At 71.2% G+C, this 20,914-nt stretch carries 19 protein-coding genes; 6 read left to right on the forward strand and 13 right to left on the reverse strand.

What is annotated here, in order from left to right; translation table 11 throughout:
* Window positions 1–953, reverse strand: a 953-nt coding sequence (locus BM396_RS28185; RefSeq protein WP_091995213.1) for a mannose-1-phosphate guanylyltransferase, incomplete at its 3' end; no start/stop codon positions are given.
* Window positions 954–1,140: 187 nt separating this feature from the next.
* On the opposite strand from BM396_RS28185, the gene selA reads away from it, so the two are divergent.
* Window positions 1,141–2,583, forward strand: a complete 1,443-nt coding sequence (gene selA / locus BM396_RS28190) for an L-seryl-tRNA(Sec) selenium transferase (RefSeq protein WP_051976222.1) — start codon at window positions 1,141–1,143, stop codon at window positions 2,581–2,583.
* A gap of 123 nt (window positions 2,584–2,706) precedes the next feature.
* The gene (locus BM396_RS28195; RefSeq protein ID WP_043386713.1) at window positions 2,707–3,177 is read left to right on the forward strand and encodes a MarR family winged helix-turn-helix transcriptional regulator; all 471 of its coding nucleotides are present in this window, start codon (window positions 2,707–2,709) and stop codon (window positions 3,175–3,177) included.
* A 72-nt stretch (window positions 3,178–3,249) separates the two neighbouring features.
* On the opposite strand, the gene BM396_RS28200 is transcribed toward BM396_RS28195, so the two are convergent.
* Together BM396_RS28200 and BM396_RS28205 are read right to left on the reverse strand one after the other, a co-directional pair.
* The gene (locus BM396_RS28200) at window positions 3,250–4,620 is read right to left on the reverse strand and encodes a pentapeptide repeat-containing protein (RefSeq protein WP_043386716.1); all 1,371 of its coding nucleotides are present in this window, start codon (window positions 4,618–4,620) and stop codon (window positions 3,250–3,252) included.
* A 45-nt stretch (window positions 4,621–4,665) separates the two neighbouring features.
* Window positions 4,666–6,984, reverse strand: a complete 2,319-nt coding sequence (locus tag BM396_RS28205) for an FdhF/YdeP family oxidoreductase (protein ID WP_043357026.1) — start codon at window positions 6,982–6,984, stop codon at window positions 4,666–4,668.
* Between the two features lie 156 nt (window positions 6,985–7,140).
* Here BM396_RS28205 and BM396_RS28210 point away from each other — a divergent pair, with 156 nt between their 5' ends.
* The gene (locus BM396_RS28210; RefSeq protein ID WP_043357024.1) at window positions 7,141–7,314 is read left to right on the forward strand and encodes a metallothionein; all 174 of its coding nucleotides are present in this window, start codon (window positions 7,141–7,143) and stop codon (window positions 7,312–7,314) included.
* A 177-nt stretch (window positions 7,315–7,491) separates the two neighbouring features.
* On the opposite strand, the gene BM396_RS28215 is transcribed toward BM396_RS28210, so the two are convergent.
* On the reverse strand, window positions 7,492–7,779 hold the full coding sequence (locus BM396_RS28215; protein ID WP_043357022.1) for an MTH1187 family thiamine-binding protein: 288 nt from the start codon (window positions 7,777–7,779) through the stop codon (window positions 7,492–7,494).
* Between the two features lie 115 nt (window positions 7,780–7,894).
* Window positions 7,895–8,797: a LysR family transcriptional regulator gene (locus BM396_RS28220; protein ID WP_043357021.1), complete on the reverse strand. Its 903-nt coding sequence runs from the start codon at window positions 8,795–8,797 to the stop codon at window positions 7,895–7,897.
* A 108-nt stretch (window positions 8,798–8,905) separates the two neighbouring features.
* Here BM396_RS28220 and kdgD point away from each other — a divergent pair, with 108 nt between their 5' ends.
* The 3 genes from kdgD to gudD all read left to right on the forward strand — a co-directional run bounded on the left by kdgD (window position 8,906) and on the right by gudD (window position 12,703).
* On the forward strand, window positions 8,906–9,820 hold the full coding sequence (kdgD, locus tag BM396_RS28225) for a 5-dehydro-4-deoxyglucarate dehydratase (protein WP_043386719.1): 915 nt from the start codon (window positions 8,906–8,908) through the stop codon (window positions 9,818–9,820).
* Between the two features lie 98 nt (window positions 9,821–9,918).
* Complete coding sequence (locus tag BM396_RS28230; protein WP_043386722.1) at window positions 9,919–11,274, forward strand: MFS transporter; 1,356 nt, start codon at window positions 9,919–9,921, stop codon at window positions 11,272–11,274.
* 79 nt (window positions 11,275–11,353) lie between these two features.
* The gene (gudD, locus tag BM396_RS28235; RefSeq protein ID WP_043386727.1) at window positions 11,354–12,703 is read left to right on the forward strand and encodes a glucarate dehydratase; all 1,350 of its coding nucleotides are present in this window, start codon (window positions 11,354–11,356) and stop codon (window positions 12,701–12,703) included.
* A gap of 22 nt (window positions 12,704–12,725) precedes the next feature.
* Here the strand turns inward: gudD and BM396_RS28240 are convergent, their stop codons facing one another.
* The 8 genes from BM396_RS28240 to BM396_RS28275 form a co-directional block, all read right to left on the reverse strand.
* Window positions 12,726–14,267, reverse strand: a complete 1,542-nt coding sequence (locus BM396_RS28240; protein ID WP_043357013.1) for an amidohydrolase family protein — start codon at window positions 14,265–14,267, stop codon at window positions 12,726–12,728.
* Between the two features lie 29 nt (window positions 14,268–14,296).
* Window positions 14,297–15,103, reverse strand: coding sequence for an ABC transporter ATP-binding protein (locus BM396_RS28245; protein ID WP_043386730.1), 807 nt, complete (start codon window positions 15,101–15,103; stop codon window positions 14,297–14,299).
* Entirely contained in the window at window positions 15,093–16,019 is a 927-nt protein-coding gene (locus tag BM396_RS28250; protein ID WP_043386732.1) for an ABC transporter permease, read from the reverse strand. Before BM396_RS28250 ends, BM396_RS28245 begins: the two co-directional genes overlap by 11 nt.
* A gap of 4 nt (window positions 16,020–16,023) precedes the next feature.
* The gene (locus BM396_RS28255) at window positions 16,024–17,076 is read right to left on the reverse strand and encodes an ABC transporter substrate-binding protein (protein ID WP_043386735.1); all 1,053 of its coding nucleotides are present in this window, start codon (window positions 17,074–17,076) and stop codon (window positions 16,024–16,026) included.
* 461 nt (window positions 17,077–17,537) lie between these two features.
* On the reverse strand, window positions 17,538–18,083 hold the full coding sequence (locus BM396_RS28260; protein WP_043386738.1) for a GNAT family N-acetyltransferase: 546 nt from the start codon (window positions 18,081–18,083) through the stop codon (window positions 17,538–17,540).
* A gap of 22 nt (window positions 18,084–18,105) precedes the next feature.
* Window positions 18,106–18,999 carry an NAD(+)/NADH kinase gene (locus tag BM396_RS28265; RefSeq protein ID WP_043386741.1) on the reverse strand — a complete coding sequence of 298 codons (894 nt, stop codon included), beginning with the start codon at window positions 18,997–18,999 and terminating at the stop codon, window positions 18,106–18,108.
* 11 nt (window positions 19,000–19,010) lie between these two features.
* The gene (locus BM396_RS28270) at window positions 19,011–19,997 is read right to left on the reverse strand and encodes an SPFH domain-containing protein (RefSeq protein WP_043386744.1); all 987 of its coding nucleotides are present in this window, start codon (window positions 19,995–19,997) and stop codon (window positions 19,011–19,013) included.
* A 10-nt stretch (window positions 19,998–20,007) separates the two neighbouring features.
* A complete protein-coding gene (locus BM396_RS28275; RefSeq protein ID WP_043386747.1) occupies window positions 20,008–20,739 on the reverse strand; it encodes an NUDIX hydrolase in 732 nt (243 codons plus the stop codon).
* Between the last annotated feature and the right edge of the window lie 175 nt (window positions 20,740–20,914).

The following is a 20,914-nucleotide window of genomic DNA, read 5'->3' on the forward strand; positions in this document are numbered from 1 at the left end:
AGGCCCTCGCCCTGGCTGTGCACGAGGCTGTTCTTCGTGCCGATCAGCGACACCCGGCCGCGCACGGCGTTGCCTTCCGCGTCGTGGTCCAGCACCTGCCAGACCGCGTCCCAGGTGCCGACATCCGACCACGAGAACGACACCGGCAGCACCCCGGCCCGGGCGGTCCGCTCCATCACCGCGTAGTCGATCGAGATCTTGGGCGCCCGGGCGAAGGCCGCCGCATCGAGGCGCACGAAGTCGAGGTCGGTCACCGCCGCCTCCAGCGCCGCGCGCGCGGCCGCCAGCACCTCGGGGACGAACGCCTCCAGCTCGGCCAGCATCAGGTCGGCGCGGAACAGGAAGTAGCCCGAGTTCCAAAGGGCGCCGTCCGTGATCAGCGCCTCGGCGCCGGCCCGGTCGGGCTTCTCGACGAAGCGGGCGACCCGGGCCGCGCCGGGCGCCTCGGCGATCGGCTCGCCCCGGCGGATGTAGCCGTAATCGGTGGCGGGCCGGTCCGGCTCGATGCCGAGCGTCATGGTGTAGCCGGCCTGGGCGCCGGCGGCCGCGCGCCGCACCGCGTCGACGAAGGCCTCCGTGTCGGGCACGACATGGTCGGCGGCCAGGATCAGCACCACGGCCTGCGGGTCGGCGGCGGCGGCATGCAGTGCGGCCACCGCCACGGCGGCGGCCGAGTCGCGGCCCTGCGGCTCCAGCAGGATGTCGGCGGCAAGACCCAGCTGGTCACGCTGCTCGGCGACGATGAAGCGGGCCTCCGCCGAGGCGATGACCGTGGGCCTGGCGAAGACGGACGCGTCCGACACCCGCGCCAGCGTCGCCTGGAAGGTCGAGCGCTCGGCATCCACCAGCCGGGCGAACTGCTTGGGCATGCTCTCCCGCGACGCCGGCCACAGCCGCGTCCCCGTCCCCCCGCACAGGATCATCGGGTGGATCTGGATCGAAGATCGGGACATGGCGGCGTCTCCCGAGAGGGCTCGGCGGGGGCGCGGCCGAGCCCGCCCCGCGCGGGTGCGATGGACTCTCGGCCGCCGATTTCCAGATCTGCCCTTACCGTCGGGGCGGAGACTGAACAACCTGCGCGCATTATCCGCGCCGGAACGGACTGGCTCCGTGCCGGGGGATGGTTATCTCTGACCTGACATGAATGCGCCCGTCCCCACCCCCCCGGCCGACGATCCGGTGCCGTCCCCGCGCCGGATCCCCTCGGTGGAGCGCCTCGTCGGCGCCGCGTCGCCCGCGGAACTCGAGACCTACGGACGGACGGCCTTCACGGACGCCATCCGGACGGTTCTGGCGGGAATCCGGGCCGGTGGCGGCCCCGTCCCGGACGCGGCGGCGATCCGGGCCGAAGCGTCCGCGCGGCTCGCCGCCGAGCGCCGCCCGTCCCTGCGGCCGGTCTTCAACCTGACCGGGACGGTGCTCCACACCAATCTCGGTCGCGCCCTGCTGCCCCGCTCGGCCGCGGAGGCGGTGGCCGCCGTGATGGTGCAGGCGAGCAACCTCGAATTCGATCTGGCGACCGGCGCCCGCGGCGAGCGCGACGACCATGTCGAGGCGCTGATCTGCCGCCTGACCGGCGCCGAGGCCGCGGTGGTCGTCAACAACAACGCGGCGGCGGTCCTGCTGGTGCTGAACGCGCTCGCCATGCGCAAGGAGGTGGTGGTCTCCCGCGGCGAGCTCGTGGAGATCGGCGGCTCGTTCCGGGTGCCGGACGTGATGGTGCGGGCCGGCTGCCGCCTGCGCGAGGTCGGCACCACCAACCGCACCCACCTGCGCGACTACGCGGAGGCCCTCGGGCCCCGCACCGGCCTGGTGATGAAGGTGCATCCGAGCAACTACGCCATCGCGGGCTTCACCGCGGCGGCGGATCCCGTCGCCCTCCACGCCCTCTGCCGGGAGCGGGGCGTGCCGCTGGCGGACGACCTCGGCAGCGGCAGCCTCGTCGACCTCGCGGCCTACGGCCTGCCCCCCGAGCCCACGGTCCGGGCCGCCCTGGAGCGGGCGGATGTCGTGACCTTCAGCGGCGACAAGCTGCTCGGCGCGGTCCAGTGCGGCATCGTCGCCGGCCGGAAGGACCTGATCGCCCGTGTGCGCAAGAACCCCCTGAAGCGCGCCCTACGCGTCGACAAGATGACTTACGCGGCCCTCGAAGCCGTGCTGCGGCTCTATCTGTATCCCGAGCGGCTGCGTGCGGAGCTGCCGACCCTGCGGCTCCTCACCCGCGAGCGGGACGCGATCGCCGCACAGGCCGAGCGCCTCGCCCCCGCGGTGGCGGAGCGGCTCGCCGGCCGGGCCACGGTCTCGGTCGCCGACTGCATCAGCCAGATCGGATCCGGCGCCCTGCCGGTGGAGACGCTTCCCAGCGCCGCCCTGGTCCTGACGCCGAACGCCCCGGGGGGACGGGGCGGCGGCGGACGGTGCCGGCGGCTCGCCGAGGAGCTGCGCCGGCTTCCGGTGCCGGTGATCGGCCGCATCAGCGACGAGGCCGTCCGCCTCGACCTCCGGACCCTGGAGGACGAGGCCGGCTTCCTCGCCGCCCTGGCGGCGCTGACGCGCGCCGAAGACGGGCGACGAACCACATAGGGTTGTTGAGAGAACGGATCACACGTCTGGATCTTGCGCGCCGGCATCCCGTGTTATGGTATAATCACGGACCTGCGGTCGCGGTCGAGAGTGGCGGTGCGTGGACCGCGATGGGCGAACGATATGGCGTATATTGCCGATACGGCTGAGGCGGAGCCGGAGACGGATCCGCTGCTTCTCGATAACCAGCTTTGCTACGCGCTCTATGCTGCCGCGCATCGAATGACCAAGTCGTACCGGCCCCTGCTTGAGCGGCTCGGACTGACATACCCGCAATATCTGGTCCTGCTGGTGCTGTGGGAGCAGGACGGCGTCACCGTGTCGGAGATCGGCCGGCGCCTGCGTCTGGATTCCGGCACGCTGACACCGGTGCTGAAGCGCCTGGAGAGCGCGGGCTTCCTGCTCCGGACCCGCCGCCAGTCCGACGAGCGCGAGGTCGAGATCGCCCTGACGCCCGAAGGCGCCGCCTTGCGCGCCGACGCGGTGTCCGTCCGCGAGAGCGTGATGTGCCAGCTCGAACTCAGCGAGCCGGAGATCCGCGCCCTCCGCAAGGATCTCAGCCTCGTCATCGAGCGGCTCAGCGTGAGCGACTGAGGCGCCCTCGGAGCCGCGATGAGCCGCGATGAGCCGCGATGAGCCGCTTGCGCCGCGCCGGAGCGATCGGCCTCACCGCCGCAGGCGGTTGCCCAGGACGAAGCCGTAGAGCCCCATCAGGATGATGCCGACGCCGCCCTCGATGCCGACCAGCAGGTTGGTGACGCGGCCGGTGGGCTTGAGGCCGATCTCCGGCGGGTTGGCGGTCATCATGTTGAGCGCGCTGTAGCTCAGGAGGTCGAGGGGATTGTAGGTTGGCCCCGCCTCCGGCCCCTCCAGGATGAACAGGCCGCCGGTGAGCCCGAAGAGGCCCGCGAACACCACGATCAGCAGGGCGAAGGCCCGGGCGATGCGCGACAGGCTCTCGCCGTAATCGCACAGCCACTCGACGAAGCGGTCCGCGGTCCAGCGATAGCCGTGCCGCAGGAAGCCGGCCCCGTCCCGGGCGCCCCAGGCGCCGCGGGCCTGCTGGCCGGCATGGAAGCGGCCCATCCGCCGGCCGCGCTTGTAGGCCCAGCTCGCCGCGTCGTGGCTTCCGATGCTCTTCCAGTTCTGCTCCAGCGCGAGGTAGCTCGCCTGGGCGGCCTCGTAGGCGCCGGCCACCTCCTCGCCCACCGCCCCGCCGAGCTGCTCCACGCTCATGCGCGTTCCGTTGAGCCAGGCGCCGGCGAAGCGGGCATGCCGCAGGCGGCAGGTGCCGAGGTTCAGCCGCACGAGGTCGGTGTCCGAGAGATCCGCGCCCGAGAGATCGGCACCGTCGAGCTTCGCCCCGGTGAAATGCGCCCCCCGCAGCCGCGAGCCGGCAAGCGACGCCTTGGTCAGGCTCGCCTCGGCGAAATCCGCATGGGTCAGGTTGGCGTCGGCGAGCTTGGCCTCGTCGAGCCGCGCCCCGCGGAAGACCGTGTCGTCCGCATCCGCCCCGGAGAAATCCGCCCCCCAGAGGTCGGCCTCGGCAAAATCGGTCCCGTCCAGGAGGGCGCCGGACAGGTCGGCGAAGCGCATCGCGGCGTGCCCGAAGCGGGCATCCTCCAGCATCGCCCCGGCGAACTTCACCTGACCGGCGACGATGCCGGTGAAGTCCGCCCCCGAGAGGTCGGCCTCGGACAGGTCGGCCTCCTCCAGGATTGCGCCGGTGAAGCGCGTCGAGCGTCCGACGGCGCCGGCGAGGCGTGCCCGGCGCAAATTGGCGCCGGAGAGGTCGGCCTGCTCCATGCGGGCCCGGGACAGGTCCGCACCGGCCAGCGCCAGGCCGCCCGACTCGACGTCCGTGCCGATGCCGGCGTCCGGCTGTGCGGCGAGCGCGTCCGGCCCGGCGCTCAGCTGCGACAGGTCCGCGCCCGGCTCATGCAGGGGCGCCCCGCCGGCGATCCGGTCGAGGAGGGCGCGCAGCCGCGACTCCACCGGAGCGTCCGGTCGTGCATCGGGTGGGGTCGCTTGGTCCATGGTCGTTCCTTGCCGGAACGCGCGACCGGACGCCAGACACGACGCTCACGGGCCCTGGGTCGCGGCCGCCACCCGCACGGCGATCGCCTTGGCGGCCGGCGTCTTGGACTGCTCGTCATGGTGCCAGAGCGGCAGCAGCACGTTCAGCTCCGGATAATACCCGGCGCAGTTGCCCTCCGGGATGTCGTAGGCCACCACGCGCAGGCCGCCGACGCGCCGCGGCACTTGGTCCTCGGCCTCGGTCTCCACGGCGACGGTGAGGCCGTCCCTCAGCCCCAGCCGGGCGATGTCCCGCCGGTTCATGAACAGCACGTCGCGGGTGCCCTTCACCCCGCGGAAACGGTCGTCGTAGCCGTAGACCGTGGTGTTGAACTGATCGTTCGACCGCAGGGTGATCAGGTCGAGCACGTCCGGGCCGCGGGCGGGAAGGTCCGGATCGGCCTCGAGGCCCTCGGGGACCGCGAAATTCGCCTTCCCGGTCTCGGTCTCCCACTTGCGGTCGCGGGCGCCCAGCGGTTTCAGCAGGCCGCCGGGCTGGAACATCCGACCGTTCAGGTCGTGGAACACGCTCGGGTAGGTCGCTTCGATCGCATCGCGCACCCGCGCGTAATCGGCGACCCAGGCATCCCAGTCGATGCGGGGATTCGGCGGCAGGGTCGCCTTGGCGATCTCCGCCACGATCCAGGGTTCGGCGCGCACATGCGGACCGACCGGATCGGCCACCCCCCGCGAGCCATGGAACTGCGCGGTGGAGCTCTCGATCGACACGGCCTGCGGGCCGCTCGCCTGCCGGTCGATCTCGATCCGGCCGAGGCACGGCAGGATGTAGGCGACGGCGCCGTTCACGAGGTGGGAGCGGTTGAGCTTGGTCGAGACCTGCACCGTGAGCCGTTGCCGGCGCCAGGCCGGCTCCATCCGGCCGGTATCGGGGATCGCCCGCAGGAAGTTGCCGCCGAGCCCGATGAACGCCTTCACGCGTCCATCGAGGAGCCCCTCGCAGGTCTCCACCGTGTTGAGCCCCTTCTCCCGCGGCGGCTCGAAGTCGTAGAGTTCCTTCAGCCGGTCGAGCGGTGCCAGTTCGGGCTTCTCGGTGATGCCGACGGTACGCTGACCCTGCACGTTCGAGTGGCCCCGCACCGGGCAGATCCCGGCGCCGGGCTTTCCGATATTGCCGCGCAGAAGCAGCAGATTGACGAGCATCCGGACGGTCTCGGTGCCCTTGCGGTGCTGGGTCAGGCCCATCCCGTAGATGCCGATCACCGCCTTCGCGCGGGCGTAGACGCCGGCGGCCGCCTCCAGCGCCGTCCGGGTCAGTCCGGAGCGCCGCTCCAGGGCGGCCCAATCCTGCCCGTCGCAGAAGCGGACGAAGGCCTCGAAGCCGTGGGTGTGCTCGGTGATGAAGGCGCGATCGAGGACCCCCGGCCGGCCGGCGGCGTCCGCCGCCCGGTCGAGGGCGAGCAGCGCCTTGCACAGGCCGGTGAGCGCCGCGAGATCCCCGCCGGCTTTCACTTGGTGATACTGCGTCGAAATCTTGGTGGAGGAGCGCGTCAGCATCTCTACCGGCGATTGCGGGTCGGTGAAGCGCTCCAGCCCGCGTTCCCGGAGGGGGTTGAAGGTGATGATCTGGGCCCCCCGGCGCCGCGCCTCCTGGAGCGGGTGCAGCATCCGCGGCGAATTCGACCCGACATTCTGGCCGAAGAAGAAGATCAGATCGGTGGTCTCGAAGTCCTCCAGCAGCACCGTGCCCACCGGCGCGCCGATCGATTGCGGCAGGGCCACCGAGGTCGGCTCGTGGCACATGTTGGAGGAATCCGGCAGGTTGTTGTTGCCGTAGAGCCGGGCGAGCAGCGCCCACATGTAGCTGGTCTCGAGGGAGGCCCGTCCCGAGGCGTAGAACACCACCGATTTCGGGTCCTGCGCGCGCAGGTCCTTCAGCTCCCGGCCGATCTCCGCGAGGGCCTCCGCCCAGGCGACGGGCCGGTAGCGGTCCGTCTCCGGATCGTACCGCATCGGATGGGTGAGGCGTCCCTGCTCTTCGAGGGCGTAGTCGCTCCAGCCGAGGAGTTCGGTCACCGTGTGTTCGGCGAAGAAGTCCGGGGTCGCCCGCCGCCGCGTCTGCTCCCAGGCGGTCGCCTTGGCGCCGTTCTCGCAATACTCGAAGGCGAGGGGCTTGGCGGGCTTCGCCCAGGCGCAGGACGTGCACATGTAGCCGTCCGGCTTGTTCTGCTTCAGCAGCATCGCCGAGCCGGTGATCGGCACGCCCTCACGGGTCAGGATCTCGACGAGGGAGCGGGCCGAGCCCCAGCCGCCCGCCGGGCCGTCATAGGGCTCGATCCGGACGTCGTCGGTCTTCTGATCGGCCATGCCGTCCTCCCATCCGGCGCATCGATCACCGGACGAAGGGAACGCACGAGGGAGCGAATGGGATCACGGGCGCGTCACCGCGTTCTTGGACGGCTTTCCTTGCCGATGGCGCGGATCTAACGTCGAGCCGCGGACCGACCGCCGGAGGAGGAAACCATGGCCAGCGTCGACGTCGAGATGGTGAAGTGTGCGTGCCAGGATTGCGTCTGCGTGATTCCGGTCTCCAAGGCCGTGTCGCGGGACGGCAAGGCCTATTGCTGCGACGACTGCGCGGACGGCCACAAGAATCACGCCGGCTGCGAGCACGCCGGCTGCGCCTGCCACGGCTAGGGCCGCTCGCAATCGCGCTGCGACGGTCTGGAGAAGGCATCTTTGGTCGAGACAGCCGCGACGCGCCCCCTCTCCCGTGCGGGAGAGGGGGCGCGCGCCTCGCTCGGCGCGGGCTCGGCTGTCGTCATCCTGCCGACCTGATCGGCAGCGGCTCTGCGTCCGTGCCCGACCTCGCGGTCAGGAGACCGCCGCGAGCTTGTCGGCCATCGACTGGTCCTTGTCGCGGCGCGTCGAGAAGATCAGCGTGAAGAAGGTCCGCTGGACGCCGAGTTCTGCGAGCTTCGCCTCGCATCGCTCGGCCAGCGCGCAAATCTCCGACAGCTCACCCTCGATGTTCGTGCCGTTGGGATGCATCGTGGCGGTGAGCCCGCTCGCCTCGATGATGTCCTTGATCGCCCGGACGTAGGGCGAGACCGACGGGCCGACGCCCATCGGCACGATGCAGAGGTCGGCCGAAACTTTCATGGTGCCTGCCTGATCCGGGGGAAGCGGCCCCGCACGGTTCTGCGACCGGACGCGGGGCGGGCCGGCAGGCTATCGCCGGCCGCATCGACTTTCCAGGGCGCTGCCGAGCCGGCCGTCACGCCTCGCCGGTTTCGAGCGCGGCGGCGCGCACGGAAGGCAGGCACGGATTGGCATTGTCGGTGCGCCACGCGAGCCACAGCTCCGGCCCGGTCGTGGCGGGCAGGGCGATCGGCCGGAGCCGGATATCGGCCATGCTGTTGCCCCGGGCACTGCCCGGCACCAGCGCGACGCCGATGCCCGCGCCGACGAGCGCCAGCATCGCGTGGACCTGATTCACCCGCTGCACGATCCGCGGCTGCACGCCCCCGGCCTCGAACAGCCTGTCGAGGAGGTCGATGAAGTAGCGGCCACCCCGGGGCGACCACGTCACGAAGGCCTCGCCGTCGAGATCCCGCAGGGTCGGGGTGCGGGCGGTCGCCAGGCGGTGTCCGCGCGGGACCGCGAGCAGCAGCCGTTCCCGTGCGAGCGGCGCCGTCGCGATCGCGGATTTCGGATCCTGCAGGACCGGACTTGGCCGCAGGATCGCGAGATCGGTGCGGTTCTCGCCCAAAGCCAGGATCTGCTCGTCCGAGACCATCTCCTCCAGCACGAGGTCGACCTCGGGCAGGGTCCGGCGGACATGGGCGACGACCTGGGGCAGCGTCCGGTAGGCCGAGGCGGCGGTGAAGCTGAGGCGCAGCACCCCGCTCTCGCCCCGGTCGGCACGCTGCGTGATGCGCGCGGCGTTCTCGGCCGCCGCCAGCACCCGGTGGGCCTCCGCCAGGAAGGTCCGGCCCGCCGGGGTCAGGCGCACCGCCCGTGTGGTCCGCTCGAGCAGCGTCACGCCCAGCGTCTGCTCCAGCATCTGGATCTGCCGCGACAGGGGCGACTGGGTCAGGTTCAGCCGTGCCGCGGCCCGGCCGAAATGCATCTCCTCGGCGACGGCGATGAAGCTGCGGGCGTGACCGAGATCGAACATTGATGCAGGATCCGGGATAATCCAGCCAAAATCAACGTTGGACGCATCGAAAGCCTGCGCCTAACCCCGGACGCGACACCGAACGGTGCGCATCAGGGAGAGGAATCGATGGCGCGGATGACCCCGGCCGAGATGGCGCGCGTGTTGGGCTCCGGCCTGCTGTCCTTTCCGGTCACCCATTTCCGCGACGATCTCGGCTTCGACGAGACCGCCTATCGGGACAATCTCGGGCGGCTGGCCGACTACAAGGTGTCGGGCCTGTTCGCGGCCGGCGGCACCGGCGAGTTCTTCTCGCTGACGCCCCCCGAGATCGACCGGGTCCTGCGCGCCGCCGTCGCGGAGACCCGCGGCCGCACGCCGGTCATCGCCCCCGCCGGCCAGGGCACCGCCCTGGCGGTCGAGATGGCCCGGGCCGCCGAGGCCGCCGGCGCGGACGGAATCCTGCTGCTGCCGCCCTACCTCGTCGGCTCCGAGCAGGCCGGTCTCGCCGCCCATATCGAGGCGGTCTGCCGCGCGACCTCTCTCGGGATCATCGTCTACAACCGCGCCAACGCCCAGCTCAACGAGCAGACGCTCGCCAGCCTGTGCGAGCGCTGCCCGAACCTCGTCGGCTTCAAGGACGGCGTCGGCGATGTCGAGCTGATGACCCGGATCTACGCTGCTTTGGGCGACCGCCTGACCTATGTCGGCGGCCTGCCCACCGCCGAGACCTTCGCGCTGCCGTATCTGGAGATGGGCGTCACCACCTACTCCTCGGCGATCTTCAACTTCCTGCCCGAATGGGCGCTGTCCTTCTACGACAGCGTGCGCCGCCGGGACCGCGACGCCGTCTACCGGGAGCTGCGCGACTTCGTCCTCCCCTACATCGCGATCCGCAACCGCAAGCGCGGCTACGCGGTCTCGATCGTCAAGGCGGGGATGAGCGCCGTCGGCCGCCACGCCGGCCCGGTCCGGCCGCCGCTGACCGAATTGGACGCGGCGGAGCGCGCCGAGCTGACGGCGCTGATCGGCGACCGCCGCTGAGCCCCCACGAGACGACCAACGACAGACCCGCCGAGCCAACGGCGGCCACGACCCGCCTCCTGGATCAACCGGGCGGCGACGAGCCAGGGAGAACGTTCATGAGTGCCAGTTCGAGCGGCGCGGCGAGCACCCTGCTCGACGCCGCCGATGCGGGTCGCCGCACCCGCGTCCGCCTGCTGATCGTCGCGATGCTGTTCGCCGCCACCACGATCAACTACGCCGACCGCGCGACCATCTCGATCGCCGGACCCGACATGGCCAAGGAACTCGGCCTGTCCCCGGTCCAGATGGGCTACGTCTTCTCGGCCTTCGCGTGGTCCTACGTTCTGGCCCAGATTCCGGGCGGCTGGCTCCTCGACCGCTACAGCGTCAAATGGGTCTACGCCGCCGCCGTCGCCCTCTGGTCCGGCTTCACCCTGGTCCAGGGGGCCGTGGGCTTCTTCTCCGGTCTCACCGCCGTGGTGCTGCTGTTCGCCCTGCGGCTCGCCGTCGGCCTCACCGAGGCGCCGGTCTTCCCCGCCAATGCCCGGATCGTCGCCGCATGGTTCCCGACCCGGGAGCGCGGCATGGCCTCGGCGTTCTTCAACTCGGCGCAGTACTTCGCCACGGTGCTGTTCACGCCGCTGATGGCGTGGATCGTCCACAATTTCGGCTGGCACCACGTCTTCACCAGCATGGGCCTGCTCGGCCTCGCCTTCGCGGTCGTGTGGCTGCGCGTCGTCGACAGCCCGAAGAACCACCCGTCCATGAATCAGGCGGAGCGGGACTACATCGAGGCCGGCGGCGCGCTGCTCGACATGGACGGGCAGAGCCGGACCAGGCAGGGCGATGCCGGCCGGACGCTGCGCCAGCTGCTCGCCAACCGCATGCTGCTCGGCATCTATATCGGCCAGTACTGCATCACCGTGCTGACCTACTTCTTCCTGACGTGGTTCCCGGTCTACCTCGTCAAGGAGCGCGGCCTGTCGATCCTCCAGGCCGGCTTCGCCGCGGTGCTGCCGGCGCTCTGCGGCTTCATCGGCGGCATCCTCGGGGGCGTGATCTCCGACCTGCTCCTGCGCCGCGGCTTTTCCCTGACGGCGGCCCGCAAGATCCCGATCGTCGGCGGCATGCTGCTGTCGATGAGCATCATCGGCTGCAACTACGTCCAGGCGGATGCCCTCGTGGTCGGGCTGATGGCGCTCGCCTTCTTCGGCAAGGGGATCGGCGCGCTCGGCTGGGCGGTCGTCGCCGACACCTCCCCGCGGGAGAGCGGCGGCCTTTCGGGCGGCCTGTTCAACACCTTCGGCAACACCGCCGGCATCACCACGCCGATCGCCATCGGCTACATCGTCCAGAGCACGGGCTCGTTCAACGGCGCCCTGGTCTTCGTGGGCCTGAACGCCCTCGTCGCCTGCTTCTGTTACCTCGTGGTGGTCGGCGAGATCCGCCGCGTCGAGCTGAAGGCCCACTGACCCGCGGGCCGGACCGGCCCCGTTCCGAACCCGCCCCGCGCCTGGCTCAGGCCGGCCGGGGATCTTCGAGGAGGACGCCATGCCGAACGACAGCCGTCATGCCGCGCGCAACACGCCCACCGTGACCGAGATGAAGGTCGTGCCGGTCGCCGGCCACGACAGCATGCTCCTCAACCTCTCGGGCGCGCACGGCCCGTACTTCACCCGCAACCTCGTGATCCTCACGGACTCCACCGGCGCCACCGGCCTCGGCGAAGTCCCCGGCGGCGAGGGCATCCGCAAGACCCTGGAGGATGCCCGGGACCTCGTGGTCGGGCAGCCGCTCGGCGCCTGGAATGCGGTGCTGAACGCCATGCGGACGCGCTTCGCGGACCGCGATTCCGGCGGGCGCGGGCTGCAGACCTTCGACCTGCGCATCACCATCCACGCGGTGACGGCGGTCGAATCCGCCTTCCTCGACTTGCTCGGCCAGTACCTCGACGTGCCGGTGGCCGCCCTCCTGGGCGAGGGCCAGCAGCGCGACGCCGTCGAGATGCTGGGCTACCTGTTCTACGTCGGCGACCGCACCCGCACCGATCTCGATTATCGCGCGCCGACCGCCCGCGACGGCTGGTTCCGCCTGCGCGACGAGGAGGCGCTGACCCCGGAGGCCGTGGCCCGCCTCGCCGAGGCCGCCTACGACCAGTACGGCTTCAACGATTTCAAGCTGAAGGGCGGCGTGCTGCGGGGCGAGGAGGAGATCGCCGCCGTCACCGCGATCCACGCGCGCTTCCCCAAGGCGCGGGTGACGCTGGACCCGAACGGCGCGTGGTCCCTCGACGAGGCGATCCGCCTCTGCAAGGGCCAGGGCCACGTGCTGGCCTACGCGGAGGATCCCTGCGGCGCCGAGGGCGGGTTCTCGGGCCGCGAGATCATGGCCGAGTTCCGCCGCGCCACCGGCCTGCCCACCGCCACCAACATGATCGCCACCGACTGGCGGCAGATGAACCACGCGATCCAGCTCGGCGCCGTCGACATCCCGCTCGCCGACCCGCATTTCTGGACGCTCGCCGGCTCGGTCCGGGTGGCCCAGCTGTGCCGCGACCACGGCCTGACCTGGGGCTCGCATTCGAACAACCATTTCGACGTGTCGCTCGCCATGTTCACCCACGTGGCCGCGGCGGCCCCGGGCAACGTCACGGCGATCGACACCCACTGGATCTGGCAGGACGGCGAGCGCCTGACCAAGGAGCCGCTGGCGATCCGCGGCGGCCTCGTGCGGGTGCCGGAGCGGCCGGGCCTCGGCATCGAGCTCGACATGGCGGCGGTGGAGGAGGCGCACGCCCTCTACCGCGACCACGGCCTCGGCGCCCGCGACGACGCGGCCGCCATGCAGTTCCTGATCCCCGGCTGGAGCTTCGACAACAAGAAGCCCTGCCTGGTCCGCTGAAGCCCGGCCCGGGCCCGCGCCGTCAGACGCGCGAGCTCGGGCGGTAGAACGGCTCGTGCCGCGATGGGTCGATGTAATCGGCGTAGAAGCGCCGCGCGTGGGGCAGCAGCGCCTTCGAGAGCTGGCGCCGCTCGACCTCGTCGTCCGACAGCGCCCGCGAAAGGTCGTCGTGGAGCGCCTTCAGGGCGGCGTCGCGGTCGACCCGGGTGAAGCGCCCGTCGGCGTAGAGCACCTCGCCCTCGCACAGCACCGTGGTGACGCCCCCGGTCTTGGCCCGCTGGATCACCGCGTCGAGGAGCGGCGTCTCCGGGTCGAGATACGGGTAGGCGATCTGGTCCCAGTCGATCAGGACGAGGTCGGCGCCCTTGCCGACCTCGATCGTGCCCAGGCTGTCGCTGTAGGGCGTGGTGCGGGCGCCGCCGACGGTCGCCATCCGCAGCACCTGCGCCATGCTCGGCACGTCGGCCTCGTCCATGCCGGGCACCCGGTGGGCGCGCAGCACGAGGCGCATCTCCTGGAGCATGTCGCGGTCGTCGTTGATGCCGGCCTCGTCGAGGCCGATCGCCGTGTTGATCCCCTTCGCCTCGAACCGGTTGAGCGCCGCCACGCCGGAGCGCAGCCGGAAATTCGACGAGCAGTTGTGACAGATGCAGGTGCCGGTCGCCGCGACCCGGTCGATGTCGGATTCGTTGAGCCAGACGCCGTGGCCGAGCGTGAGGCGGGGCCCCAGCATGCCGAACCGATCGAGATACTCGACGGCGGTGCCGCCGCCGCGCCGCTCCGCGTAGGCCTTCTGGTAGGCGGTCTCGACGAGGTGCATGTGCATCGGCACGTCGTAGGATTCGGACAGGCCGGCGAGCCCTTCGAGGGCCGCGTCGGAGCACCAGTGGAGGTTGGCGGGCGCGAGCTGGATCTTGGACCGCGACGCCCCGGCCTGTCCGGCATGCAGGCTGCGGAACAGGGAGAAGTTGTCCTCCAGGGACATCTGGAAGCGCTCGAACCAGCGCTTCATCGGGTCCTGCAGCGGCGCCGGCAGGCTCGCCACGAAATCCAAGTCGGCCTGATAGACGAGGCGGTTCTGGTCGCGGACCGCGAAGCAGTACGAAACCCGCATGCCGATGTCGCGATAGGCGCGCAGCACCTCGTTGGAGCGCGCCTCGACCTCCTCCAGGCTGCCGGGCATCCAGCCGTGGATATGCTGGACCGTGGTGATCCCGGAGCCGACCATCTCGAAGGCCGAGTACAGGGTGTCGAGGTAGAGGTTCAGGTTGCGCGCCACCATCCGGGTGACGAACCACAGTTCCAGCGGCATGTCGGGGGAGCCGAGCTGCACCGGCGTGAGGCCGACATGGTGGTGGCCGTTGACGAAGCCCGGCAGCAGGATCTCGCGGCCGGAGCCGATCACGGGGGCGTCGGGATAGCGGGCGTGCAGGTCCGCGTAGGTGCCGACCGCCGCGATGATCCCGTCCGTCTGCAGCACCGCCCCGTCGACGATCTCCTCCCAGCGATCGTGGTCGAGGGTGCGGGTGATCATCCGCCGGCTGCGGATCAGCGATGTGGCCATGGTTGGGTCCGTCTTGCTTGGGAGAGGGTTCAGACGAGCGCTTCCTGCTCGGCGAAGGCCCGGTCGACCTCGTCGCGCAGGAGCTCGGTGAGATGCCGCCGCAGCGCCTCGGCCTCGGGGGAGAACGGGTCGCGCGGGCGGGGCAGGTCGTTGCGGACGATCGTCTTGATCCGCCCCGGTCGCGCGGTGAACACCACCACCCGGTCGGCCAGCGCCACCGCTTCGTCGATGTGGTGGGTCACGAACAGCACCGAGGCGCCGCTGTCGCGCCAGACGTCGAGCAGGAAGTCCTGCATCTTCTGGCGGGTCTGGACGTCGAGGGCCGCGAAGGGCTCGTCCATCAGCAGGACCTTCGGGCGCATGGCGAGCGCGCGCGCCACCGCCACGCGCTGGCGCATGCCGCCCGACAATTCATCCGGCCGCTTGTCGAAGGCCTCGGCGAGGCCGACCCGCTGGAGAGCGGCCCGGGCGACGCTGCGGCGCTCGGCCTCCGGCACGCCCTTCAGCGACAGGCCGAAGCTGACGTTCTGCCAGACGCTGAGCCAGGGCAGCAGCGAGGTTTCCTGGAAGATCAGGCTGCGCTCCGGCGACGGCCCGGTGACGGCCTCGCCGAAGGACAGGAGCGCGCCGCCGGAGGCGGCCTCCAGCCCGGCGATGAGGTAGAGCAGCGTGCTCTTCCCGCAGCCCGAGGGGCCGAGGAACACCACGAACTCGCCGGGCCGCACGGTGAGGTCGATGTCGCGCAGGGCCTCGTGGGCGCGGGCGGTGCCGGCCGCCCAGACCTTGGCGACGCCGCGGCAGGAGACGGCGGCGTCGGAGCTGAGATCAGAGGCCAAGGGCGGCCCCCGTGTCGCGCGGCAGCCAGTACAGCAGCCGCCGCTGGACCACCCGGAACAGCAGGTCGAAGGCGAAGCCGAGCAGGCCGATCAGCGTGATGGTGAAGAACACCAGCGATGGGTTGAAGGTGTTGCGCGCCAGCATGATCACCTGGCCGAGCCCGTAGCCGACGCCGGTCGCCTCGGCGACGAGCACCACCATCCAGGCGCCGAACAGGTTGAGGCGCAGCACCGCCAGCAGCCCCGGCAGGATCGCCGGCACGATCACCCGCGCGTAGATCTGGCGCTTCGTCGCCCCCATCGTCCGGGCGACGTTGATGTAGTTCCGGTTGACCCCGTCGATCTGCTGGATGGTCGAGAGCACCATCGTGAAGAACAGGGCGATGAACACCATGAAGATCGCCGGGGCGTTGCCGATCCCGAACATGAAGATCGCCACCGGCAGCCACGCGATCGGCGAGACCGGCGCCAGAAGCGTGATGGTCGGCAGGGTCAGGCGCTCGAACAGCACGACGTAGCGGATCGCCACCCCGACCAGGATCGACAGGGTGGCGGCCAGGGCGAGGCCCGCCAGCACCCGGCCCGTGGAGGCGAGCACGGTGATCAGCACCGCCATGGCGGGGCTCGGACCGGCATTCATGCCGGTGCCGATCTGCCAGCGCTGGGCGGTGTTGAAGAACCGGGCCTGCTCGGCGAGGTTGCCGAGGAAGATGTGCGGCGGCGGCAGCAGCTTGGCATCGGCGATGCCGAGCGCCCAGAGCAGCTCCCAGAGGCCGGCGAAGCAGCCGACGGAGACCAGCATCCAGCCGATCCGGCGGAGCAGGGGGACGAGCCCGTCGGGCAGCGCGAGGCGCTGACCGAAGGGCACGCGCGGCCGGATGTGCGGGACGGCGGCGCGGGCGAGATCGACGGCCATCCGCTCAGGCCGACTTCAGCTTGAGCTTGCCGTAGAGGTCCGGGTTCTCGGCGATGACCTGCTCCAGCAGGGTCCAGTCGATCGCGTCGCGGCCGGGCTTCTTCTTGATGTAGCCCATCTCGGCCACGGAATCGGTCCGGTCGAGGATGAACTGCGTCTGGTTGCGGGCGTCCACCACCGAGGGCTGCCGGCCCATGGCGAGCTGGGCGTTGCTCATCGAGGTCTTGTAGTAGGAGCCGACGAGCTTGTTCAGGGCGGCCTGGTGGTCGCCCTCGGCCAGGGCCTGGGCCTTCATCATGCCCTTGATCAGCGCCTTCACGGCGGCCGGGTTCTTGGCGATCAGCTCATTGCGGACCGCCAGCACGCAGTCGGTGTAGCCCTTGCCGTAGATGTCGGTGCCGTCGGAGAGCTTCACGGCGCCCTTCACGTCGGTGAGGAGCGCGGTGCCGTAGGGCTCGATGGTCGAGATGATGTCCAGCGCCCCGGCGCGGAACGCCTCCACGGCCTCCGGGGTCGAGCCCATGTAGCGGACCGTGATGTCCTTGAAGGCGACGCCGTTCTTCTTCAGCCAGTCGTAGGGCAGCACCTCCAGCGTATCGAGCTGGAAGGTGCCGAGCGTCTTGCCCTTGAGCTTCTCCGGGCTGTCGAGCCCGGGCTGGGCGACCAGCACGCAGCCCTCGATGCCGCCGCCGGCCACGATCTTCACGGGGGCGCCCGCGTCGTAGAGCGCCATGAAGCTCGTATAGGGCATCACGCCGGCATCGACCTGGCCCATGCCGAGGAAGGTAACCTGATCCGAGAAGGTCGGCGTGTTGACGAAGTCGATGGTCAGGCCGTCATCCTTGGCGAGCTGCATCGCCTCGGCGAGGAAGAAGTTCAGGTTGCAGAAGCCGGTGCCGTGGGTCGCGCGGATGCCGGTGGCCGCCGCGGCCGGGCCGGTCAGGCCCGGACCCACCGCCAGGGTCAGCGCGGCGGCGGTCCCGCCGAGGAAGCGCCTGCGGCTGGGCTTGAACCGCGTGAAATCCGGGACGCGATAATCGCCGTGACGGTCGCACATATCGACTCTCCTCAGAGGGCGGATCGTGCGATCCGCCGGACGGCGCGTGCCGGTGCTGAAACGGAGGGATCGGAGCTCGGGACAGGCTCAAGGCAGTCGCGGAGATCCGGTCGCCCGGCACCTCACCACATCGACGGCACGCCAACCTCTAGCCGCCGCCGGGGCGACGCTGCGCTGGTGAAGACGAACCAAGAAGCGTGCCAGATGCAGGGACCGACCGTATTGGCGGCGCGCCTTGCCCGTCGGCGCTGTCGAAGAACTGCACCGCCGTCATTGCGAGCGGAGCGAAGCAATCCAGCAGCGCCAGGCCTCCGAACGTCGCGCTGCCCTGGGTCACTTCGCTGCGCTCGTGATGACGGACACCGTCTTCGCGCCGCGATTCGACCGGTCCGACGCCCGCGAAAGCAGCTGAATGCCGCCGGCGTATTCAGCCGGGGTCCTCGGACAGTGCCGGACCGGCCTCAGCCGCGCGCGGAGCGCTCTGCCCATTCCCGGCGCAGGATGGCGTACTGCATCGTGTTCTCGAAGATCGGGTTGCCCTGATCGTCGTCCACGAAGGAGACGAACTCGCGGAACAGGCCCTCGAGGCGCATTCCCAGCGTCGCGCACAGGCGGTGCGAGGCGGCGTTGTCCTCCTCGACATAGGCGTAGAGGCGCCGCGCTTGCCGCTCGGAGAACAGGTGCCCGAACAGAGCGGCCGCGGCCTCATGGGCGTAGCCCGCGCCGCCATACGCGGCGTTGAAGTTCCAGCCGACCGAGAAGGTGTCGGGCGGTTCGGGGAGGCAGAACAGGTCGCCGATCAGCCGGCCGGACGCGGTCAGGCACACGGCCACGTGCTCGTCGCTACTGGCGCGCCGCTCGGCCTCCGCCTCCGCGTCCGCCGGCGTATCGAGGCGGCTGCTCAGGAAGCAGCGTGCCCGCGGCCGGTGCAGGTAGGCGAACAGGTCGGCGGCGTCGTCCGGCCTGAAGCGCCGCAGGATGAGGCGGTCGGTCCGGATGGCGATCATCGGGCTCCCGGTCGGCGCCGCCCTACGCGGCCACGAGGTTGAAGGTGCGGTCGGCCGGCGCGAGGCTCACCCGCCGCCCCCAGTCGAAGGCGACGAAATCCTGCTCGATCCCGTCCGAGAACACCACGCCGCCCTCGTTCATCCGCGACACGACGGTGAGGGGCGATCCGGCGAATTTGCCGCCGCGCAGGTCGGTGCCGGTGGCGACGCTCGGGAACGGCTCGCGCACCCAGTAGCCGAAGGCCGCCTCCTCGATGCCCACCTCAACGGTAAGGTGCGTCGCCTCGCTGATCGAGCGCGCCCAGCCGGTCAGGCCGGTGCCCGAGGCCACGATCAGCCCGCTCGACGAGTGGTCCTCCGCCCGCGCCCCGTCGTCGATGCGGTAGCGCGCCGATTGGTGGCTGCGGTGGCCGACGAAGATCTCGTTCAGGGCGAGCAGCCGCTCGCCGCCGTCGAAGGTCGCCTGCACCATGGTGCGCCGCTGCAGGGGCGCGGCGCCGGCCGCGCTGGCGGGCAGCAGGGCACGCAGGGCCTCGACCCGGGCCCGGGCCAGCACGCCGTCGTAGAGGTCGGGCGCCGGGTTGACGCCGACCACCGGCTGCCCGTCGAGGTATTTGGCGACGTTGGCCACGAGCCCGTCCTGCCCCACGGCCACGACCACGTCCTCGGGGGCGAAGAGGAAGCGGTCGAGGTCGGGGCGCCGCACCAGGGCCTGCCGCCAGTCCAGGGGCACGGCGGACCGCGCCTCGGCGAGCACGGCCTGGAACTGGGCGTGGCGCGCCTCGACCTCCGCGAGCGTCTGGCCCCGGCTCTCCAGGAAGAACCGGACCTGGCCGCGGGTCGCGTGCCGGGCGATGAGCAACTCGTAATCCGTGTCGCGGATCACGAAGACGACCCGGGGGGTGATGGCCGGCATGGCGGGCCTCCTCAGCGCGGCGCGAGCCGCGCGGGCAGCGCGCCGCGGAACTCGCCGAGAACGGCCGCCAGCAGGTCGGGCGTGACGTTGACGTGCTCGATGGTCTCCAGCTTGCCGGCGAGTTCCCGGGCCGCCAGACCGAGCAGGACGGCGGGCGGCATGTCCCGGTAGATTGCGGCGCGGCGCTGCTCCGCCTCGGCCCGGGCCCCCTCGACGAGCCGGATCCGCTCGGCCTCCGCGGCGGCCTCCAGGCCGCGGGCCTCCGCGACGCCGGCGGCGCGGTCGCGGGCGTTCTCGGCTTCTTGCGCGATCAGCACGGTCTCGCGCCGGGCCAGCTCGGTCTTGGTCGCGAGCTCGTTCTCCGCGATGGCGCGCTCCTTCTCGACCGCGAGGGCGCGCCGGGCGAAGGTCGCCTCGTCGGCCTTCTGCTGCAAGGCCTCGAAGGTCGGCGTCTGCAGGGCGCGCTCCAGCTCGCTCGTCGGCGCGAGGTTGGTGAGCCGCACCGCCACGGCCGCGATGCCGATCTCGGCCAGCGCCGGGGCGGCGAAGAGCACCCGTTCCAGAACGGCGCGCAGCGGCTCCGGCCCCGCGTCGAGGAGGGCGCCGATCGGGCTCGCCCCGAGATATTGCAGCACCGCCTGGCCGGCGATGCCGCCGAGGCGCGCCTCGATCCGCTCGATCGGCTCGCCCTGCAGGCGCCCGGTGCGGAGGTCGATCGAGAAGTCGACCCGGCTCGCCAGCAGCTCGGGATCGACGACGTGCCAGCCGATCGTCCCCTGGACCACGACGGTCTGGAAGTCCCGGCTGCGGCCGCGGACGAACAGGGTCATCTCGCGGTCGTCCACCGGCACCTCGCTGACGCTGGCGGTCTCGGGCCGGAACCAGAAGACCAGCCCCCGCCCGCTCTGCCGGACCCGGCCGTTGCGGAAGCGGATGATGTGGCTGCTCGCCTCGCTCCGGAGCTGGGCGATCACACCGATGTTGCGGACCGTGGCCATGATGGTCTCCTCAAAACTGACCCGACCTGTCGAAGCGGAAGAGTTCGGCGGGGCGGAACGCCGTCCCGGCCTCGCGGGCGCCCGTCGGCGCGATCCAGCCCCGGTCGCGCATGCGGCGGCGGAAGGCGGATTTGTTGAGGGGCGCGCCGCGGATCGCCGCGTGCACGTCCTGGAGCTGGCGGAGGGTGAAGTGCTCCGGGAGCAGCGCGAAGCCGACATCCGTGTAGTCGAGCTTGCCGCGCAGCCGCTTCACGGCGAGCGCCAGGATGTCGGCGTGGTCGAAGGCGAGGGCGAGGGGGGCGCCGTCCTCCGTGACGGCCGAGACCGGGCCGCCGGCCTCGCCCGCCCAGGGCACGACCAGCGTCGCCGCCGTCAGCGCGGCGCCGCCCGCCAGGGCCTCGGCGAAGGCCGCCTCCGGCAGCAGCGCCAGATAGGCGACCGAGACGATGCGCATCCGCGGATCCCGGTCCACGGCACCGAAGGTGTAGAGCTGCTCGAGCCGCGCCCGCCCGATCCCGGCCTTGTCGCGCAGGACGCGCTCCGCGGCGGCGTCGAGGGTTTCGGCGATGCCCACGAATCCGCCCGGCAGGGCCCAGAGGCCCGCCTGCGGCTGCTGGCTCCGCCGCAGCAGGAGAGCGGCGAGCCGCCCCGCCCGGATCCCCAGCAGGACGAGATCCACCGCCAGGGCGGGCCGCTCGTAGGCCGCAGGATCGTAGCCTGCCAGGAACTCGGATTCGGTCATCGCTCGATTTCTACTCAGGTTGAGCATAACTAAGACGCAGGTTGCGCATATGTCAAGGCGACGGCGGATCCGTCAGGACGCGCCGCCGGGCGCACAGCTCCGCACCGGCTCCGCACAGATCCGCCGCGGCGCGGCCGGCCGGTGCGGGCCGAGCCTGGAAAAGGGCGAAGCTTCT

The sequence above is a fragment of the Methylobacterium sp. UNCCL125 genome (assembly GCF_900116795.1).
Lineage (GTDB): Bacteria > Pseudomonadota > Alphaproteobacteria > Rhizobiales > Beijerinckiaceae > Methylobacterium > Methylobacterium fujisawaense.